General features: G+C 66.2%; 17 protein-coding genes and 1 tRNA gene. 5 read left to right on the forward strand and 13 right to left on the reverse strand.

Translation table 11 applies throughout. The features are described from left to right. Positions 1-2: 2 nt before the first annotated feature. From NMB43_RS18745 to NMB43_RS18775, 7 genes are all read right to left on the reverse strand, one after another. Complete coding sequence (locus tag NMB43_RS18745; RefSeq protein WP_494349690.1) at positions 3-773, reverse strand: ParA family protein; 771 nt, start codon at positions 771-773, stop codon at positions 3-5. A gap of 8 nt (positions 774-781) precedes the next feature. After that, positions 782-1,408 carry a 16S rRNA (guanine(527)-N(7))-methyltransferase RsmG gene (gene rsmG / locus NMB43_RS18750; protein WP_494349691.1) on the reverse strand — a complete coding sequence of 209 codons (627 nt, stop codon included), beginning with the start codon at positions 1,406-1,408 and terminating at the stop codon, positions 782-784. A gap of 47 nt (positions 1,409-1,455) precedes the next feature. Beyond that, on the reverse strand, positions 1,456-2,067 hold the full coding sequence (locus tag NMB43_RS18755; protein WP_494349692.1) for a glutathione S-transferase family protein: 612 nt from the start codon (positions 2,065-2,067) through the stop codon (positions 1,456-1,458). Then, positions 2,064-2,507, reverse strand: a complete 444-nt coding sequence (locus tag NMB43_RS18760; RefSeq protein ID WP_494349693.1) for a GNAT family N-acetyltransferase — start codon at positions 2,505-2,507, stop codon at positions 2,064-2,066. The genes NMB43_RS18755 and NMB43_RS18760 overlap by 4 nt, the downstream gene beginning before the upstream one ends. Next, positions 2,504-4,423 (reverse strand): tRNA uridine-5-carboxymethylaminomethyl(34) synthesis enzyme MnmG, encoded by a 1,920-nt coding sequence (gene mnmG / locus NMB43_RS18765; RefSeq protein ID WP_494349694.1) that lies wholly within the window; start codon positions 4,421-4,423, stop codon positions 2,504-2,506. The genes NMB43_RS18760 and mnmG overlap by 4 nt, the downstream gene beginning before the upstream one ends. 169 nt (positions 4,424-4,592) lie before the next feature. Then, positions 4,593-4,668, reverse strand: a tRNA-Ala gene (locus NMB43_RS18770). A 51-nt stretch (positions 4,669-4,719) separates the two neighbouring features. Continuing rightward, positions 4,720-6,033 carry a bacteriohemerythrin gene (locus tag NMB43_RS18775; protein WP_494349695.1) on the reverse strand — a complete coding sequence of 438 codons (1,314 nt, stop codon included), beginning with the start codon at positions 6,031-6,033 and terminating at the stop codon, positions 4,720-4,722. A 198-nt stretch (positions 6,034-6,231) separates the two neighbouring features. On the opposite strand from NMB43_RS18775, the gene NMB43_RS18780 reads away from it, so the two are divergent. From NMB43_RS18780 to NMB43_RS18795, 4 genes are all read left to right on the forward strand, one after another. Continuing rightward, the gene (locus NMB43_RS18780; RefSeq protein WP_494349696.1) at positions 6,232-6,948 is read left to right on the forward strand and encodes an AzlC family ABC transporter permease; all 717 of its coding nucleotides are present in this window, start codon (positions 6,232-6,234) and stop codon (positions 6,946-6,948) included. Beyond that, on the forward strand, positions 6,945-7,268 hold the full coding sequence (locus tag NMB43_RS18785) for an AzlD domain-containing protein (RefSeq protein ID WP_494349697.1): 324 nt from the start codon (positions 6,945-6,947) through the stop codon (positions 7,266-7,268). The genes NMB43_RS18780 and NMB43_RS18785 overlap by 4 nt, the downstream gene beginning before the upstream one ends. 68 nt (positions 7,269-7,336) lie before the next feature. Next, positions 7,337-8,023: an alpha/beta hydrolase gene (locus tag NMB43_RS18790; protein ID WP_494349698.1), complete on the forward strand. Its 687-nt coding sequence runs from the start codon at positions 7,337-7,339 to the stop codon at positions 8,021-8,023. 137 nt (positions 8,024-8,160) lie between these two features. After that, positions 8,161-9,942, forward strand: a complete 1,782-nt coding sequence (locus tag NMB43_RS18795) for a pectate lyase (RefSeq protein ID WP_494349699.1) — start codon at positions 8,161-8,163, stop codon at positions 9,940-9,942. 154 nt (positions 9,943-10,096) lie between these two features. On the opposite strand, the gene cueR is transcribed toward NMB43_RS18795, so the two are convergent. The 3 genes from cueR to NMB43_RS18810 all read right to left on the reverse strand — a co-directional run bounded on the left by cueR (position 10,097) and on the right by NMB43_RS18810 (position 14,092). Further along, positions 10,097-10,549, reverse strand: a complete 453-nt coding sequence (gene cueR, locus NMB43_RS18800; protein ID WP_494349700.1) for a Cu(I)-responsive transcriptional regulator — start codon at positions 10,547-10,549, stop codon at positions 10,097-10,099. Between the two features lie 159 nt (positions 10,550-10,708). After that, entirely contained in the window at positions 10,709-11,587 is an 879-nt protein-coding gene (locus NMB43_RS18805; protein ID WP_494349701.1) for a spermine/spermidine synthase domain-containing protein, read from the reverse strand. A gap of 108 nt (positions 11,588-11,695) precedes the next feature. After that, complete coding sequence (locus tag NMB43_RS18810) at positions 11,696-14,092, reverse strand: heavy metal translocating P-type ATPase (protein WP_494349702.1); 2,397 nt, start codon at positions 14,090-14,092, stop codon at positions 11,696-11,698. Positions 14,093-14,469: 377 nt separating this feature from the next. Between NMB43_RS18810 and dctP the strand changes: the two genes are divergently transcribed. After that, entirely contained in the window at positions 14,470-15,444 is a 975-nt protein-coding gene (gene dctP / locus NMB43_RS18815; RefSeq protein WP_494349703.1) for a TRAP transporter substrate-binding protein DctP, read from the forward strand. Between the two features lie 68 nt (positions 15,445-15,512). Here dctP and pelA (NMB43_RS18820) read toward each other — a convergent pair whose 3' ends face one another. The 3 genes from pelA (NMB43_RS18820) to NMB43_RS18830 all read right to left on the reverse strand — a co-directional run bounded on the left by pelA (NMB43_RS18820) (position 15,513) and on the right by NMB43_RS18830 (position 19,015). Continuing rightward, positions 15,513-16,673, reverse strand: coding sequence for a pectate lyase (gene pelA, locus NMB43_RS18820; RefSeq protein ID WP_494349704.1), 1,161 nt, complete (start codon positions 16,671-16,673; stop codon positions 15,513-15,515). 167 nt (positions 16,674-16,840) lie between these two features. Then, on the reverse strand, positions 16,841-18,010 hold the full coding sequence (pelA, locus tag NMB43_RS18825) for a pectate lyase (protein WP_494349705.1): 1,170 nt from the start codon (positions 18,008-18,010) through the stop codon (positions 16,841-16,843). A 108-nt stretch (positions 18,011-18,118) separates the two neighbouring features. Continuing rightward, the gene (locus NMB43_RS18830; protein WP_494349706.1) at positions 18,119-19,015 is read right to left on the reverse strand and encodes a pirin family protein; all 897 of its coding nucleotides are present in this window, start codon (positions 19,013-19,015) and stop codon (positions 18,119-18,121) included. Positions 19,016-19,017: the final 2 nt, after the last annotated feature.

Consider the following 19,017-nt stretch of genomic DNA (forward strand, 5'->3'; position numbering starts at 1 on the left):
GCTTAAATCGTCTTGATCCGCTCGATCATCTCGGCGGCGAATTGCAGGTAAGCCTGGGAGCCCTTGGCGGCCTTGTCGAACACCACGCCGGGCAAGCCGTGGCTGGGCGCCTCGGCGAGGCGCACGTTACGCGGGATGACCGCCTTGAACACCTTGTCGCCGAAGTGCTGTTCGAGCTGCGCCGAGACCTGCTGGCTCAGCGTGCTGCGGGTGTCGAACATGACCCGCAGCAGGCCGATGATCTTGAGGTCGCGGTTGAGCTTGGCGTGCACCTGCTTGATGGTGTTCACCAGGTCGGACAAGCCTTCCAGCGCGAAGTATTCGCACTGCATCGGGATGATCACACCATGCGCCGAGCACAGACCGTTGAGCGTGAGCATCGACAGCGAGGGTGGGCAGTCGATCAGCACGAAGTCGTACTCGGCATCCACCGTGGCCAGTTCGTCCTTGAGGCGCTTCTCGCGGTTCTCGATCTCGACCAGTTCCACCTCGGCCCCGGCCAGCTCGCGATTGGCGGCCAGCACGTCGTAGCCGGCCTCCTCGGCACGCGCACGCGACTCCTTCAGCGGCTTCAGCCCCACCAGCACCTGGTAGACGGTGGAGGGCACGGTGCGCTTGTCCACCCCCGAGCCCATGGTGGCATTGCCCTGCGGGTCGAGGTCGACGAGCAGCACGCGTTGGCCGTGGGCGGCCAGCGCGGCAGCGAGATTGACGGTGGTGGTGGTCTTGCCAACCCCACCTTTCTGGTTGGCAACGGCGAATATGCGGGCCATCTCAGCCTCTAGGCGTCAGTTTTCTGGAGAATGATCAGATGTCGCTCGGCGTCCAGCCCCGGCACAGCCAGCGGGATGGATTCGGCCACCCTTACCCCGGCGGGCAGCCGCGCGATCTCGTCGGAAGGATACACGCCTTTCATGGCCAGCCAGTGACCCCCGTCAGCCAGCAGATGCCCGGTCCAGTTCACGAAATCGGCAAGTTCGGCGAAGGCCCGCGAGCTGATCGCCGGGAACGGCGGCAGGTCCAGTTTCTCGACCCGCGCATGGTGCACGGTCACGTTCTTCAGCCCCAATGAGCCGGCAGCCTGACGCATGAACACGCACTTCTTGTCGACCGTATCGACCAGATGCACCTCCAGCTCAGGCCGGCAGATCGCCAGCACGATGCCGGGCAGCCCGGCACCGGCGCCGATGTCGGCCAGACGATCCACGGTCACATGGGGCAACAGGGTCAGCGAATCCGCAATGTGCAGGTCGATGGCCTGCGCCTCGTCGCGGATGGCCGTCAAGTTGTAGACCTTGTTCCACTTGAGGATGAGCCCGACATAGGCCAGCAGGCGCGCGCGCGTCTCCGCATCCAGGGCGAGGCCCAGGGCAGCAAGATGGGTGTCGAGGCGTTGGGCGGCGTTCAAGATCGGTTTCCAGGCTCACGGTCGGCAAGGAGCGGCATTTTACCGGCTCAGCCCGCTTCATCCATGCCGCGATAGCCCGGCTGCGCCGCCACCCGCGACAGCCAGGCCTGGATCGCCGGGTAGGGCGCGAGATCGAAGTCGCCCTGGTGCGCCACGTGGGTGTAGGCGTACAGCGCGATATCCGCGATGGAATAGGTCTCGCCGACGAAGAAGGCGCGCGTGACCAAGTGCTGCTCCATCACGTCCAGCGCGCGATACCCACCCGGCATCCTGTCCTGCAAAGCCTGCGCTTTTTCGGGCGGACGACCGAGGTAGCGCACGATGTAGCGCGCAGTAGCGATAAAGGGCTCGTGACTGTACTGCTCGAAGAACATCCACTGCAGCACCTGCGCGCGCAGCAGGCGATCCGTGGGCAGCAGCGGCGAGCCTTCAGCCAAGTAATGCAGGATCGCGCCGGACTCGAACAGACACGTCCCGTCCGGCAGTTCCAGCACCGGGATCTTGCCGTTGGGGTTCTTGCGCAGGAAGTCTGGCGTGTGGGTTTCCTGCTTCAGGATGTCGACGTGCTGCCAGCGGTAGGCCAGGCTCAACTGGTCCAGCACGAGGCGGATCTTGAAACAGTTGCCGGACTGGATGTCGCCGTAGACCGTGTAGCTCATGCGTTCTCTCCCCCGGCGAAGACGACCGAGAAACGCTGGATGTCGGTACGTGCCTGCCAGCCCAGGTGGGCCCAGAAGGCTTGCGCATCGGCATTCGTCACCAGCACGTCGCAGTGCGACTTGGCGATGCCTTCGCGCGCCAGCGCCGCGAGACAGGCCTCGACCAGCGCACGCGCAATGCCCCGGCCGCGCTGCGCGGGTAGCACCAGCAGATGTTGCAGGTAGCCGCGGCGGCCATCATGGCCGGCCATCAGACAGCCCACGATTTCACCGGCCACCTCGGCCACGAAGCTCAGGCCGGGATTACGCACGAGGTAACGTGTCGTGGCCTCAAGCCCATCCGCATCGCGCACGACCACGCCCGGCGTGGCCTGCATCAGCGCGAGCAGGCGCGGATGATCCCCCACCCGCATCAGCCGCAGGCTGAAGGGCGTGCTCATGCCGCCTGGTTGTCTGCCTTGGCCAGCAGCTCACGCCGCTTCAACCAGATCAACAGAATGCCGATGGCGGCCGGCGTCAGGCCCTGGATGCGCGAGGCCTGGCCGATGGTTTCGGGTTTGTGCAGGTTGAGCTTCTGCTGCACTTCCTTCGACAGGCCACGGATCTCGGTGTAGTCGAAGTCGGCCGGCAGGCGGGTGTTCTCCTGCGTGGCGGCGCGCGCCACTTCGTCCTGCTGGCGGTCGATGTAGCCCTGGTACTTGGACGAGATCTCGACCTGTTCGACGACCTGGGGATCGCTCAGCGCATCTTCCGGCGCACCGGTCAGCGACATGAGATCGGCATAGCCCACGTTGGGCCGGCGCAGCAGGTTGAAGTAGTTGTATTCGCGCTCCAGCGTCTGGCCGAAGACGCGCTGCATCTCCTCACCCGTGAGCTGTTGCGGGCGCGCCCACACGGTCTTGAGGCGCTCAACCTCGCGCTCGATGGCGTCCCGCTTGCGGCAGAAGGCGTCCCAGCGGCGGTCGTCGACCAGACCCAGGCGACGGCCATGCTCGGTCAGGCGCAGATCAGCATTGTCCTCGCGCAGCTGCAGACGGTATTCGGCACGCGAGGTGAACATGCGATAGGGCTCGGACACACCACGCGTGATGAGGTCGTCGACCAGCACGCCCAGATAGGCCTCGTCGCGGCGCGGACACCAGGCGTCCTTGCCCTGTGCCTGAAGCGCGGCATTCGCGCCGGCCAGCAGGCCTTGCGCGGCGGCTTCTTCATAGCCGGTGGTGCCGTTGATCTGCCCGGCAAAGAACAGGCCGGCGATGGTCTTGGTCTCCAGCGAGCTCTTCAGGTTGCGCGGGTCGAAGTAGTCGTACTCGATGGCGTAGCCGGGGCGCAGGATGTGCGCGTTCTCCATGCCGCGGATCGAATGCACGATGGCCAGCTGTACATCAAAGGGCAACGAGGTCGAAATGCCGTTCGGGTAGAACTCGTGCGTGGTCAGCCCTTCCGGTTCGAGGAAGATGTTGTGGCTGTCCTTGTCGGCGAAGCGGTGGATCTTGTCTTCGATCGACGGGCAGTAGCGCGGGCCCACGCCTTCGATGACGCCGCAGTACATCGGCGAGCGGTCGAGGTTGGCGCGGATGATGTCGTGCGTCCGGGTGTTGGTATGGGTGATCCAGCAGGGCAGTTGCTTCGGATGCTGGTCGCGCGAGCCGAGGAAGCTGAACACCGGCTCGGGATCGTCGCCGGGCTGCTCCTGCATCACCGAGAAGTCAATCGTTTTTCCGTCTATTCGCGGCGGCGTGCCGGTTTTGAGACGACCGACCGGGAGGTTCATCTCGCGCAGACGCTGCGACAGCGTGATCGCCGGGGGGTCACCCGCGCGGCCGGCCGAGTGGTTCTGCAGGCCGATGTGCACCAGGCCATTGAGGAAGGTGCCGGCCGTCAGCACCACGGTCTGGCCGCGGAAGCAGATGCCGGTCTGCGTGACCACGCCCGCCACGCGCTCGCCTTCGAGAAGGATGTCGTCGACCGCCTGCTGGAACAGCGTCAGGTTCGGCTGGTTCTCCAGACGACGACGGATTGCCGCCTTGTACAGAATGCGGTCCGCCTGCGCGCGCGTCGCACGCACCGCGGGGCCCTTGCTGGAGTTCAGCGTACGGAACTGGATGCCGCCTTCATCGGTGGCCTCCGCCATGGCGCCACCCAGTGCATCCACTTCCTTGACCAGGTGCCCCTTGCCGATGCCGCCGATCGAGGGGTTACAGCTCATCTGCCCCAGGGTCTCGATGTTGTGGGTGAGCAGCAGTGTCTTCACGCCGGTACGCGCCGCCGCCAGCGCCGCTTCGGTGCCGGCATGACCGCCGCCGACGACGATGACGTCGAAGCGTTCGGGAAAAGTGGTGGCAATGCTGGGCATGGAAAGACTCGGACTTGCGACAAAGGACGAACAATAAGGGCTTGCAGCAATAAATCCTAGGCGAAACAGTGACTTGTCACAGGAATTATTGCCTGGCCGTGCCGCCAGCACACGCGACTGGCGCTGAAAACAAAAAACCCAAGCGCGCAGGCTTGGGTTTGGAAACGGGTGGTGGAGAGGAGGAGGATCGAACTCCCGACCTTCGCATTGCGAACGCGACGCTCTCCCAGCTGAGCTACCCCCCCACGCGTGAGGCATGGATTTTAGTCTGACCTACCAGCTTTGCCAAGCCCGCTTCAGGCCACCCCTGCCTGCAGCAAGGCGTTGCACAGTTGGCGGTCGTTGTGGCGGATGTGGTCGTGCAGCCAGTCGGTCACGAACTGCAGGGTCTGCGACACGCCCGAGACCTCGATCGCGGCGTACAGACGCTTGAGCTCGGAAAGAGCGTCATGGTGGTCGCGCAGGTGGTGTTCGCGCGCCTCTTTGGCCAGCACATGCATGCTGGCCTCCTCGTTGCGGAAATGCGTGCCGGCGAGTTGGATGAAATGGTCCAGCAAGGCCTGGATGGTGGCGATGTCTTCCGCCGACGAGAAGGCGGCGACCATACGGTTGATGCCGTCGAGCAGGCCGCGGTGCTCGGCGTCGATGGCGGCCACGCCGCATTCGAGGTCACGCGTCCAGTTCAGCATCAGGGGCGACAGGCCCGAGGACACGCTGGCGATCTCGCGCGTGTAGCGCGAGGTGCCCTTGCGTTGCCGCTTGGCGTCGTACATGGCGGCATCGGCGGCCACCATCAGGGCATGCATGTCGCTGCCGTGCTCGGGCCAAGCCGCGATGCCGATGCTGGCGCCCAGCGCCAGCCGTGCATCACCCACGCGCAGGCCGCCGCTGAGCGCCTGGTGGATGTGTTCGGCCACCACCAGGCCAGTGTTGCAGCCATCGACCTCGTGCAGGATGAGGGCGAACTCGTCGCCGCCGAGGCGGGCCACGGTGTCAGTCTCGCGCACAATGTTGCGCAGCAGGTCGGCGACTTCGCGCAGCGTGGCGTCGCCCAGGTCGTGGCCGAAGCTGTCGTTGATGTCCTTGAAACCGTCGAGATCCACGCACAGCAGTGCGAAGGTGCTGCGGTGGCGCTTGCTCCAGCGCAGCGCCTGATTGAGGCGGTCGAGGAACAGCGCGCGGTTGGGCAGGCCGGTGAGGCTGTCGTGGAAGGCAAGCCGGTTCAGCGCCTGGCTCGCCCCGGCCTGGTTGGCCACGCTGCGCAGCACGACCATCAGGTGCGCCACCCCGCCCACGTCTACGCAGCTCAGTTGCGCATCCAGTTCGACGACGCAGCCTTCGGCGTGGACTGCCACCAAACAGGCGGACAGTGCGCGTGCCTCGCCAGCCTGCACGCGCTGGCGCTGCGCCTCGAAATGCTGCAACGAGCCCACGGTCATGATGCTATCCAGGGCCAGCGGCGCACCGTCGGGGTGGGTCGTCAAACCCAGGAGTTCGCAGGCCGCGGCGTTGGCATAGACCACTTGCTGCCGGTCGCACAGCAGAATGCCGCAGGTCGCCTGGGCCACCATGGCAAGCGCGATATCGGGGGACAGGAGCGGCAGGGGCATCGAAACAGCCCGGAGGCGGGCCGGGGAACCAGGAGGAGGCGCGTACAAGCGCGCGCGGGCTGTCAGACTAATTCAAGCAGGATCAGCGACCTTGACTTACAACAACTGCAAACTGGCATCCGGACTATCCACAAAACCAGATAATCCTGCTTCCCGCTCCCGGCAGAATGCTGCGCTGCTCCGCCTGACCTCTTATTCATGACGACCTTGACCACCGGCCCCGACGCCCGGGCCGAATTCCTCGCCGGCGCACGCGCCGAAGCGCCCTTGCTGCTGGGGGTCATCCCCTTCGGACTCATCTTCGGGGTGCTGGGCCTGGCAGCCGGCCTGCCAGGCTGGGCCGTGGTACTCAGTTCCTCGCTGATCTTCGGCGGCTCCTCGCAGGTGGTGTTCGCGCAACTGTGGGGCGCAACCACGCCGCCAGCCGTGATCACCACCACGGTAGGCGTGGTGAACCTGCGCCATGCGCTTTACAGCGCGACCATCGCGGGCTACCTCAAGGCCCTGCCCTGGCGCTGGAAGCTGCTGCTGGCCTATCTGCTGACCGACGAGGCCTTCGTGGCGGCCATGCCGCGCTTCCGCGACGGCCCGGCGACGCCGCAGCGCCACTGGTTCCTGTTCGGCACCGGATTCACGCTGTGGGCGGGCTGGCAGCTCTCCACGCTGGGCGGGGTAGTGCTGGGCGCGGCCATCCCGACCGGCTGGGGCCTGGATTTCTCGATCGCCCTGACCTTCATCGCCTTGCTGGTACTGTCCATCCAGCGCCGCAGCGAACTGCTGGGCGCCCTGGTCGCTGCCGGTGTGGCCTTGTTGGCCTTCGGCCTGCCGCACAAGCTGTGGATCCTGCTTGCCGCCGCCTGTGGCATGGGTGCCGGTGTGCTGCTGCGCCGCTTCGACAAGCGGGAGGCCGCATGAGCACCACGACCCTGCTGCTGAGCATGGCCGCCTGCGGCCTGGTCACTTTCCTGATCCGCCTGTCCTTCATCGCGGGCGGGCGCTGGCTGCCCAGCGGACCGCGCTTCCAGGCCCTGCTGCGCTACGTGCCGCCGGCCGTGCTGGCGGCGCTGATCGCGCCGGAGGTGCTCATGCGCAGCGGCGAACTGGCCATCAACGCGGACAATCCGCGCCTGTGGGCGGCACTGGCCGCGATCCTCGTCGCGCTGCTGTCCCGCAATGTGCTGGCTACCATCGCGGCCGGCATGCTGACGCTGTGGGGCGTGCAGTTGTTGACCTGAGGGCAGGCCACCGCCAGGGCGCGCGAATCCGTGCGAGGATGTGACGCCCCTTGCTCCTCACGCCCCCAATGAATTTCCATTATCAGCTCCGCCGCCCGACCCTGCCGGTCACGCACAAGCCGCCGCTGCTCGTGCTGCTGCACGGCAAGGGCGCCAACGAAGACGACCTGTTCGCCCTGGCCCCGCATTTCGATGCGCGCTTCATGATCCTCAGCATCCGCGCACCGCACGAGATGGCGCCGGGTTACTACCGCTGGTACGAACGCACCGAGGACGCGCAAGGCAACTCGATCTTCGACGTGGACGAAGTGGAAGCCAGCCGCGTATTCCTGACCCAGGCGATCAACGATGCGCACATGGCACTGAGCACCGATCCGCGTCAGACCTATCTGTTCGGCTTCAGCCAGGGCGGCGCGATGGCGCTGGCCATGGCCTTCAGCGCCCCGCAACACCTGCGCGCGGCGGTGTCGATTGCCGGCCGCCTGCTGCCCAGCCTGCTGCCGCTCGCCACCTCACGCGAAGCGATGCGCAACATGAGCCTGTTCATCCAGCACGGCACCGATGACGATGTCGTACCGCTGCTCGAATCGGCGACGGCCGTCGGCTTCTTCGCCGAGCGCTGCGTCAAGCTCGGTGCCAAGGAATACCCGGCCGGCCACACCATCACGCCGGGCATGCTGCGCGACGCGCTGGCCTTCCTGCGCGTGCAGTTGGATGACTCCTTGCGGGACGACTCGCTGCGCGGCGAGCCCTGATCGCGGCCACTTGATTGGAATGCGCATCTTGCCCGGCCGGCCTTCCTGAAGCAGGAGGCCAGTGCTATCGTGGCCCGCAGCGATAACAACAACATCTGCAGTACCCCGACGGTCTTCACCCATACGAGGCAAGACACATGCAACGTCGGACCTTCATGCTCTCCCTCCTGTCGCCGGCCGCCCTCGCGGCCCTCCCCGGCCAGGCCCAGCAAGCCGCCCAGGCGAACGCCCCCGCGGCTCCGCAGACCCTGCGTGCCAGCGTGCTGGACGCCATGAAGCGCGCCGCCGCCCACATGGACGAGCAGGTCTCCTTCCGTGGCGGCTACGTGTGGGCCTACCTGCCAGACCTGAGCCTCACCTGGGGCGAGATGGAAGCCAAGCGCAGCATGTGCTGGATCCAGCCGCCCGGCACGCCGACGGTGGCGCACGCCTTCCTCGACGCCTACCACGCCACCGGCGACGAGCAGTTCTATCGCGCGGCCGAACGCAGCGGGCTCGCGCTGATCGAGGCGCAGCATCCCAGCGGGGGCTGGAACTACATCCACGACTTCGCCGGCGAGGACTCACTCCGGCACTGGTACGAGACGATCGGCGCCAACGGCTGGCGACTGGAAGAGTTCCAGCACTACTACGGCAATGCCACATTCGACGACGCCGGCACGGCCGTGTCCTCCCAGTTCCTGCTGCGCATGTACCTGGAGAAGCGCGACCCGCGCTTCCTGGCGCCGCTCAACAAGGCCATCGACTTCGTGGTCGGCGCGCAGTTCAAGAGCGGCATCGCGCGCGGCGGCTGGCCGCAGCGCTACCCGGCCCATGCCGGCGCGGTGAGCCGCATGGCAACACCCCCGGGGCTGCCCCCGGGCGCCAGCGCCGGCATGGAGGACGGCGACTACACCAGCATGGTGACTTTCAATGACGATGTCGCGGGCGAGAACATCAAGTTCCTGCTGATGTGCATCGCCAGCCTGGGCGAGACGCGCCTGATCGACAACGTGCACGCCGCCATGGAATGCATGCGCGTGATGCAGCAGCCCGCGCCACAAGCCGGCTGGGGACTGCAGCATCTGGCCCAGGCTCGCGACGGGCGCCCCGCCGGCGCCCCGGCCGCCGCGCGCAGCTACGAGCCGCGTGCGCTCGCCACCCACACCACACAGACCAACGTTGAGCAGTTGTTCAACTACTTCCGCCTGACCGGCGACCGCAAATACCTCGCCCGCGTGCCGGAAGCGATCGCCTGGCTCAAGAGCTGCACGCTCAGCCCGCAGATGGTTGCGGAGAACCCCTTGCTGAGGGGCCGCACCCATCCCACCTTCGTCGAGCTGGGCACGAACAGGCCGCGCTTCGTGCACCGCTACGGCTCCAACATCCGCAATGGTGCCTACTACGTCGACCATGATCATCGCGACACACTGAGCCACTACTCGGCCGGACGCCGCATCGACATCGAGCGCCTGCAACGCACTTATGACAGCCTGATGGGAATGAGCGAGACCGAACTGCGCGAACGCGTTGCCGCCTCTCCGCTACGGCACGCGGGCGCGCTGCCGCTCCCCCGGTACTTCTCGATTCGCGAGGTCGACTTCGGCGACTTGTTCGCCGGCGCGACGATGCCCACACCGGTGATCGACGAAGCGGCAGCAGCGGCCCTGGTGGTGGACCTGGGCAGCAAGAACCATTGGCTGAGCCCGCTCAATGCGGTGACCAACCCGTTCCGTGGTGCCGGCCCGACGACGCCCTACGCTGGCAAGGCCTGCATGAGCAAGCATGTCGGCGACATTCACGACACCTCGCCCTACGACCCGGCCGATCCGCCCGCCATCGCGCCCTATGTGCCGCGCGAACGGCCCCTGGGCATCAGCACCGCACACTATGTCGCCAACATGGGCAAGCTGATCGCCTTCCTGTCGCCCACCCCCTGAGCACGGGGCGCATGGCGTCAGCGGCGGCGGCGCGCCAACAGCCGCTCCGGGTGGGCGCAACACGCCGTGCGCTGGTCGCGGGCATGCGCCCTGCGGTTGGCTGCGCACCAGCGCGCGAAAGCCTGCCGCCATAGACGCAAGCGCAGGCGCCAGCTCACGGCATCGCCTCCTCGCCCGCCAGGTCGTCTAGGATCGGGCAGTCGGGCCGGCTGTCGCCCGCGCAGCAGTGCGTCAGGTGTTGCAGCGTATCGACCATGCCTTGCAACTGAGTAATCTTTTCCTGCAAGGCATGCACATGCTCCGCCGCGATGCGTTTCACGGCCGCACTGGAACGGCTGCGGTCCTGCCACAGCGCCAGCAGCTCGGCAATCTCCTGCATCGAGAAACCCAGGTTGCGCGCGCGTCGGATGAACCGCAGCGTATGGATGTGGGCCGGCGCATAGACGCGATAGTTGGCCGCCGTACGCGGCACCTCGCCCAGTAGGCCAAGGGACTCGTAATGCCGCACCATCTTGACCGACACGCCGCTGGCCGCCGCCGCAGCGCCGATGTCGACGAGGCCCGCCTGGAGGGCTTCATGGTGCTCTACGGATTGCAGATGCTGCATTGGCAGGCTCCTTTCAAATCAAGGTCGCGCGGTGTGCGCACCCGGTTTGTCCCGTCATTCCCGCGAAGGCGGGAATCCAGAGACTTTGAATATCGTGCAATGCCCGCACACGGGCCGAAAGACACTGGATGTCTGCCTTCGCAGGCATGACGGCGTAGTTCACCGGCGCCCCCGGCGCTTCTGCCGCTGCGCGCTGCGCTCCATATCGCGCAACATGCCGGCGAAGTCGAGATCCAAGCGCTCGTCGAGCTGTTTGGCGCCGCGCACCAGCGTGCCCCAGGCCGGCGGATGGGCCGGATTGTTGAAGGCATAGACGATTCGGTTGCCTTCGCTCATGACTTCCAGCACCACGCAGCGCGCGTGGAACACCTCGGCGATCAGCGCCAGGTGTGTCTCGGCCGTTGGGCCGTGCCCCGAGATGTTGGCCACCAGCACGCCATTCGGCTTGAGGTGCCCGCGCAGATTGGCGTAGAAGGTCTCGCTGCACAGTTGCGGCGCGAGGCCGTCTTCATCGTAGGCGTCGAGCAGGATGGCGTCCGCACCCTCGCCTGGCTGCGCGAAATAGTCGGCTGCGTCAGCCTGCAGCACGCGCAGGCGCGCATCGTCGGGCGGGATGCAGAACCAGTCTCGGCTGGCGATGACAAAGGCATCAAGCTCCAGTGCCGTGATGCGCGTGCGGCCAAGCTGGCGATAGCAGTACTTGGCCAACGAGCCGCCGCCCAGGCCGACGATCAGCACATGCTTGGGCAGCGCGTTGAACAGCAGGAAACCCATCATGCGCTGGGTGTAGACAGCGCTCAGCACGTCGGGCCGCGCGATCTCCATCTCGCTCTGGATCAGCTTGGCGTTGAAGTAGAGACGCCGCGTCCTGCCATCGTCGAGGATGTAGGGCCGCGGGTAGATGCCGTCGGCGAGCTGGTGCGCGAGACGGCGGCGGTCCGCGTCCGGCGATTCGCGCAGACGCAGCACGCCGGCCTCCTGCAGGCAATGAGCGGGGATACTGATCCAGCCGGGAAGGTCAGGGGCAATCTGTGACATGGCAGCAATGATAGTAGGGCGGAACTCCGCAGGAGGTTCCGCCAGCCGCCCGCTGGGCGGCAATCCGCGGTCCGCAGGGCGCGTGGCGGAACCGCTGCGCGTTCCGCCCTATCTGGCCTTTCCTTTCCAGCGCCGTAGCAACAGCGCGTTGCTCACCACGCTGACACTGGACAAGGCCATCGCCGCGCCGGCGATGACCGGGCTCAGGTAGCCGGCCGCCGCCAAAGGGATGCCGATCACGTTGTAGATGAAGGCCCAGAACAGGTTCTGGCGAATCTTCGTCCAGGTGCGACGAGAAATGTCGATGGCATCCGCCACCAGGCGTGGATCGCTGCGCATCAGGGTGATGCCGGCGGTGTGCATGGCCACGTCGCTGCCACTCCCCATGGCGATGCCCACGTCGGCGGCAGCCAGCGCCGGCGCGTCGTTGATGCCATCGCCGACCATTGCCACCGCGCCATGCGCACGACGCAGCGCCTCGATGTGCGCGGCCTTGTCACCGGGCAGGACCTCGGCCTCCACCGTGTCGATGCCCACCGTCCGTGCGATGCCACGCGCGCTGGCGGCGTGGTCGCCGGTCAGCATGACGGTATGGATGCCCAGCGCATGCAGGCCGGCGATGGCCTCGGCCGCCTCGGGCCGTATGACATCACCGAAGGCCAGCAGGCCCAGCAGACGCGGCACCGGCGTGGTCTCGGCGATCCACGACACGGTGCGGCCCGCGTCGCGATGCGCATCAGCATGCGGCTGCAACTCGTTCAGCGCGACGCCCAACTCATCCATCCAGCGTGCGCTGCCAATCACGATCTCGCGCCCATCGACGTGCGCGCGGATGCCGCGCCCGGCTTCGGCGCGGGTATCACTGACCTCGGGCAGCGCCAGTTGCTGCGCCTGCGCGGCGGCGACCACGGCGGTGGCCAGCGGATGCTCGCTGCCGGCCTGGATCGCAGCACTCAGCGCCAGCAGCGCGCGCGTGTCGCCCGCCGGGCCGGCCGCTACGATGGCCGCCAGCTCCGGCTTGCCACGCGTCAGCGTGCCGGTCTTGTCGAAGGCCACGGCACGCAGGCCGTGCGCCACTTCCAGCGCCTCCGCGTCGCGGATCAGGATGCCCTGGCGGGCGGCAACCCCGGTGCCGGCCATGATGGCGGTAGGGGTGGCCAGGCCCAGCGCACAGGGACAGGCGATCACCAGCACGGCCACCGCGTGGATGATGGCCTGGGACCAGTCGCCCACAGCGAAACCCCAGCCCAACAGCGTGAGCAACGCGATGCCCAGCACCACCGGCACGAACACGGCGGCCACGCGGTCGACGAGGCGCTGGATCGGCGCCTTGGCCGCCTGCGCGTGCTCGACCATGGCGATGATGCGCGCCAGTTGTGATTGCGCGCCGACCGCGGTGACCCGCACGGTCAGCAAGCCCTCGCCATTGACCGCGCCACCGATGACTGCGTCATCCACGCCGCGCGCCACCGGCAGGCTTTCGCCGGTGATCAGCGACTCATCGACCTGGCTTGCCCCCTCGACGATGCGTCCGTCCACCGGAATGTGTTCGCCCGGGCGGATGCGCACCAGCTCATCCACGCGCACACTGCTGATGGCGATCTCGATTTCCTGTCCGTCGCGCAGCACGCTGGCGGTAGCCGGCCGCAGCGCCTGCAGCGCGCGAATCGCAGCGGCAGTCTGGCGCTTGGCGCGCGACTCCAGCCATTTGCCCAACAGCACCAGGGTGATGACGGCGGCCGAGGCTTCGAAATAGAGATGATGGGCGTGGCCTGCCCCCATCTGCCACACGGAGAGACCGTAGGCAGCGCTGGTCCCGAGCGCGACCAACAGGTCCATGTTGCCGCTGCCGGCACGCACAGCCTTCCAGCCAGCGCGGTAGAAACGCGCGCCGGCAAGGAACTGCACCGGCGTGGCAAGCAGGAGTTGCAACCAGGCCGGCAGCATCCAGCCACTGCCCCACAGCTCGCCCAACATGGGCAGCACCAACGGCAAAGTGAGCACGCCGGCGAAGATCAGCATGGCTTGCTCACGCGACACGCGCGGCTCAACCGGCGCCGCCGCGTCGGGCAGGATCTCGCTCGCCTCGAAGCCGGTCTTCTGCACGGCGAGGATCAGCGCAGGCAGGTCGTCCACCACGCTCGTGATGTGTGCTTTCTCGGTGGCCAGGTTCACCGCCACCGACTGCACGCCCGGCACGGCCGCCAGCGCGCGCTCGACGCGCGCCACGCAACTGGCGCAGGTCATGCCGCCGATGGCGAGATCCCACTCGCTGACCGGCACCGCGAAACCGGCCCGCTCCACCGCTTGCACCACGGCAGCCACCGAAGCCTCTGGTGCAAGGCTCAGGCTGGCGCGCTCGGTGGCGAGACTGACGCTCGCCGCCCGCACCCCGGGCACGGTGCGCAGCATGCGCTCCAGGCGGCTGGAGCAGGAGGCGCAGGTCATGCCCGTGACTGGCAGGTGCAAGGGGCGAGTGGTGTGGGTATACAGGGCGGCAATCATGTTGGCGGCTCCAGGAACAATCGATGACTGCAGCGTGAACCCTTCCATGATGGCAGGGTCAAGGCCAAACTGCATCCAGTCGCCCCCCAGACTCGCTCCCCTTACGCCCACCACGACATCCGCATAAAACGCTTTACCGCAGGAGGATTGCAAAGCTTTGTGTCGACGGGCTTTCAGCCCTGCAGGCATGACTTCGCCATAAACCGCGACAGCCAAGGGGTCTTCACGGCTCCATCCAGTGCATTGATGGACTCATTAGCAAGGCATATAGGGTTAACCCTAGGCCTCCATGGCAGCATTCGTTCCACCGGCGGCCGTGAAGCGCAATTTGCCTGCTTCACCTGGTCGCGCATCCCACGACATTCCGGAGTCCGACCATGAACAAGCTGTTCCACATTCTCCTCGCCCTCACCCTGGGCCTCGGGTCCGCCCATGCGGCCGAGCTGAAGGGCTGGGTACGCCAGTCCGACGCCTATCCCAACCACCAGGGTCTGAAGCTCTTCTTCAACCAGGTCAAGACCGCCAGCAACGGCAAGTTCGATGGTGGCACGGTACTGGGCGCGGACAAGATCAATTCGCAGAAGGCCGGCTTCGAGGCTTACAAGAAGGGCGAGCTGGACGTGGCCGTGCTGTCCAACGCCTCGCTGATGCAGGCCGTGCCGGAGGTCGAGGTGTTGTCCCTGCCCTTCATGTTCCGCGACTCGGCGCACATGCTGCAGACCCTGGACGGCGAGATCGGCAAGGGCATCGAGAAGAGCCTCGCCGCCAAGGGCGTGATCGTGCTGGCCTGGTACGACGGCGGCGCGCGTAACTTCTACACCAAGACCAAGCCGGCGCGTTTCCCCAGCGACTTCCAGGGCATGAAGGTGCGTGTCGCAGCGGTCAACGGCTACGTCAAGAGCATGGTGTCGGCGCTCAGCGCGGAAGCCGTGCCCCTGCCCTACGAGCAAGTGGTCGGCGCGCTGGAGAGCGGCGCCATCGACGCGGCCGAGAACGACATCATCTCCTACGAGCTGGAAGGCCATTACAAGCAGGCCAAGCACTACTTCTTCAGCAATCACTCGGTGCAACCCGAGGCGCTGGCCGTGTCCGCCCAGCTGTGGGCCAAGCTGTCGCCGGCCGAACGCCAGATGTTCGTGAGCGCAGCCCGCGAGTCGGCCAAGTTCCAGCGTGAAACCTGGGAAACCAAGCGCGTCGCACTGAAGGCCAAGCTAGAGAAGGAAGGCGTGAAGTTCTACGAGCTGAAGAACTCTACCGGTTTCGTGTCGCGCATGAAGTCGGTGTACGACCCGGTGCTGAAGAACCAGGACGCGTCCAGCCTGATGTTCAACATCATGACGCTGCGTAGCTGATCACGCTGAACACCGCAGAGAAAAACGGGCAGCCTGGGCTGCCCGTTTTTCATTTCAGGAGGCGTGATTCAGGAGCGCCCCATACGCTTCTTCCACGCCGGGTATTCCTTGTACAGCACATCATTGGCCCAGGTGCCATACCAGTGGTAGCCAGTGCGCCGCTCATGGTGCACATCGGCGTAGGTCGCCGCCCGCTTGCCGTCACGGTTGGCCAGCACGATGCTGTTGTCCTTGAGGTCGTAGAAGCGGCCCCATAGCGGCGGCGCACTCGGGTCCTGCACCAGGCGACGATCCGTCGTGGCGGTGTGGTACTCGTACTTGATCGGCTGCGCGATAGGGAAGGTCTCGACCTTCCAGCCGGTGAGCTTGGACCGTTCAAACCACGCCATCACGCCGTCGATGGAGCGGATCACCTCCGGCGATGGATTCGGGATGCTCATCAGGTAGCGCGACACCTCAACCGACTCCCACACGATCATCGAAGGCAACTCGAAAGTGCGGCCCTGTGCGGGCTGCAGCGTATCCGGATGGTATTGGCCGGCCCACCCCAGCGGCTGGCCGTTCTGCACGATCTGCAACTGCAGCACGCAGGCGTCGCCCTTTTCGCGCGCGGCCTTGGCGCGAGCGCGGTCAGCCGCGCTCAGCGAAGCGAAGGGCGGGGTGCCGTTCTCCATCTTGCGCAGCATGCGCAGCACGCCCGAGGTCACCTCGTCGGCCATCGTAATGTAGGGGTGGTAGGGCTCGCTGCCCGGCACCGTATGCGGCCAGCCACCACACTTCTTGTGCTGCATCGACAGCGTGTAGTCGTAGCCCTTCATGGCAGCGGCGCGGTAGCGCGCGTCCTGTGTCTGGTCATAGACCGCGAACAGATACTCGACCTGCGAGTAGACGTTGCGGTTGTCGAAGCTGCCCTTGGGATCGGATTTCTCCTTCGTGACCTGTGCGATCTCCTCGGCGTTGAGGATGCGCGTTGGGTCACGGTTCTCGATCCAGGCCCCGCTGACGCGCTGGTACAGCAGCACGTTATCGGCGATCTGCACGATCTGTTCTGGCGTGTACTTCGCGTAATTAGCACCGTGCCGGTTGCGCCAGTGGTTGATGGCGTCGTCGAAACCGTCCAGCGGGATCGCCGTGTAGGCAGCCGGCTTGGCGGCCTGCGTGGCAGGCTGATTGGCACAGCCCAGGATGAACAGCGGGGACAGCAAGAAAGGTAAGACCAGGTGTCGCATTACAGCTCCTTGTACGACGGTGAGTCGAGCCGCGAGTATGGGAAAGGGGCGCCCCCGTCTCTTGTACAAACCCGCCATGTGCGACCGCCGACTTGCCAATGACATGATGTTTAACAAAAAGGGCGACCTCTCGGTCGCCCCTTGCGGAGTGCTTGCCCGCGTTTGCCTCAACGCCCCATGCGCTTCTTCCACGCCGGGTACTCCTCGTACAGCACCTTGTTGGGCCACACGCCGTACCAGGCGTAACCGGTGCGCCGCTCGTGGTGGATCTGGCTGTAGTCCTTGACGCGGATGCCATCGCGGTTGGCCAGCACGATGCTGTTGTCCTTCACATCGTAGAAGCGGCCCCACAGCGGCGGCGCGCTCGCGTCCTGCACCAGGCGGCGATCGGTGGTGGCGGTGTGGAACTCGTACTTCACCGGCTGATCGAGCTTGATCGTCTCGATCTTCCAGCCCACCAGCTTCGAGCGCTCGAACCAGTCCATCACGCCCTCGATGGCGGCGATCACCTCGGGCGAAGGATTCGGGATGCCCATGAGGTAGCGCGCCATCTCCACCGACTCCTGCGACACCATGGCGGGCAGCTCGAAGCTGCGGCCCTGCGCGGGTTGCAGGGAGTCCGGATCGTACTGGCCGGCCCAGCCAGCAAGCTTGCCACCCTGCCGGATCTGCAGGGCCAGCACGCAGGCGTCGCCCTTCTTGCGCGCCTCGGCGGCGGCGGCGCGGTCGGCCGCATCCACGCTCTTGAAGGGGGCGTCCGCCTGCTCCACCTTGCGCAGCATGCGCAGCACGCCCGAGGTCACCTCGTCGGCCATCGTGATGTAGGGGTGATAAGGCTGGTCGCCCGGCACCGTATGCGGCCAGCCGCCGCACTTCTTGTGCTGCATGGTGAGCGTGTAGCGCAGGCCCTTCAGCGCGGCCTCGCGGTAGACCTGCTCGCCGGTCTGGTCGTAGGCGGCGAACAGGTACTCGACCTGCGAGTAGACGTTGCGGTTGTCGAAGCTGCCCTTGGCCGTCGCCTTCTCAGTCTGCGCCGCAGCCACGTCGGCCTCGCCGAGGATGCGCGCCGGATCACGGTTCTCGATCCAGCCACCGTTGTCGCGCTGGTACAGCAACACATTGTTGGCGATCTCTACGACCTGGTCGGGCCGATAGCGCGGGTAGTCCTTGCCGTGGCGGTCCTGCCAGTGCTTGATGCCATCCGAGAACAGGTCGAGCGGAATGGCTTGGTAGGTCTTGCCCGGCTGCGCCTTGGGCAGGGGCTGGACAGCGGGTTGGCTGGCGCAGGCCGCCAGCAGGGCTGCGACCAGGATGGCCAAGGATGCGTGATGGCGCACGATGTCTCCTTCTTTCTTGTATGGAAGATCGGAAGGGGATGATACGCCTCCTCGTGTATGCCGCTTGTACGAATGCGTCCTTTGCGGAGGACGCACCCGGAGCGATCGCTACAAGGCCTGCACCACGGCCGCTTCGAACTTGCCGTCGCGATAGTCCTGCAGGGTCTGCATGATGTCGCGTTCGCTATTCATCACGAAGGGACCGTACTGCGCAATCGGTTCGTCGAGCGGCTTGCCGGCGACCACGATCAAGCGCGCGTCGATGGCCGCTTCCACCACGATGCCATCGGCATCGGCGTTGTTGTGCAGTACGGCCATGTGCCGATCCGGCACCGGCGTGCCGGCGACATTCACCTCGCCGCGATAGGTGTAGGTGAAGGCGTTGTGCCCGGGAGGCAGCGGAATCGCCACGCGGCGCCCAGCCGGCACATGCACGTCCAGGTACACCGGTTCGGTGTCGGGGCGCTGCACCGCGCCCAGCACGCCATGGCTCTCGCCCACCAGCACACGCACCGTGGTGCCGTCGGCCAGCGCGAATTCGGGGACGCGCTCGCTCGGGATATCGCTGTAGCTCGGCGCGATCATCTTGTTCTTGGCCGGCAGGTTGATCCACAACTGGAAGCCTTCCATCAGGCCTTCCTCCTGCTCCGGCAATTCGGAGTGGATCAGGCCGCTGCCCGCGGTCATCCACTGCACTCCGCCCGGCCCGAGCAAGCCGCTGTTGCCGGCGCTGTCGTGATGGCGCATGCGGCCGGCCAGCATGTAGGTCATGGTTTCGAAGCCACGATGCGGGTGGTCGGGGAAGCCACCGATGTAATCGTCCGGATTCTCGTTGCGGAAGGCATCGAGCATCAGGAAGGGGTCGAGCCGGCGCTGCAGGTTCTGCGTCAGCACGCGGGTCAGCTTGACGCCGGCGCCGTCGGAAGTGGCACGCCCTTGCACCAGGCGCTCCACGGTGCGCGAACGCGTCACGATGGCGGGGTCGCGGAGGATGGGCGTACTCATGT

This window comes from Uliginosibacterium sangjuense, from assembly GCF_059132465.1.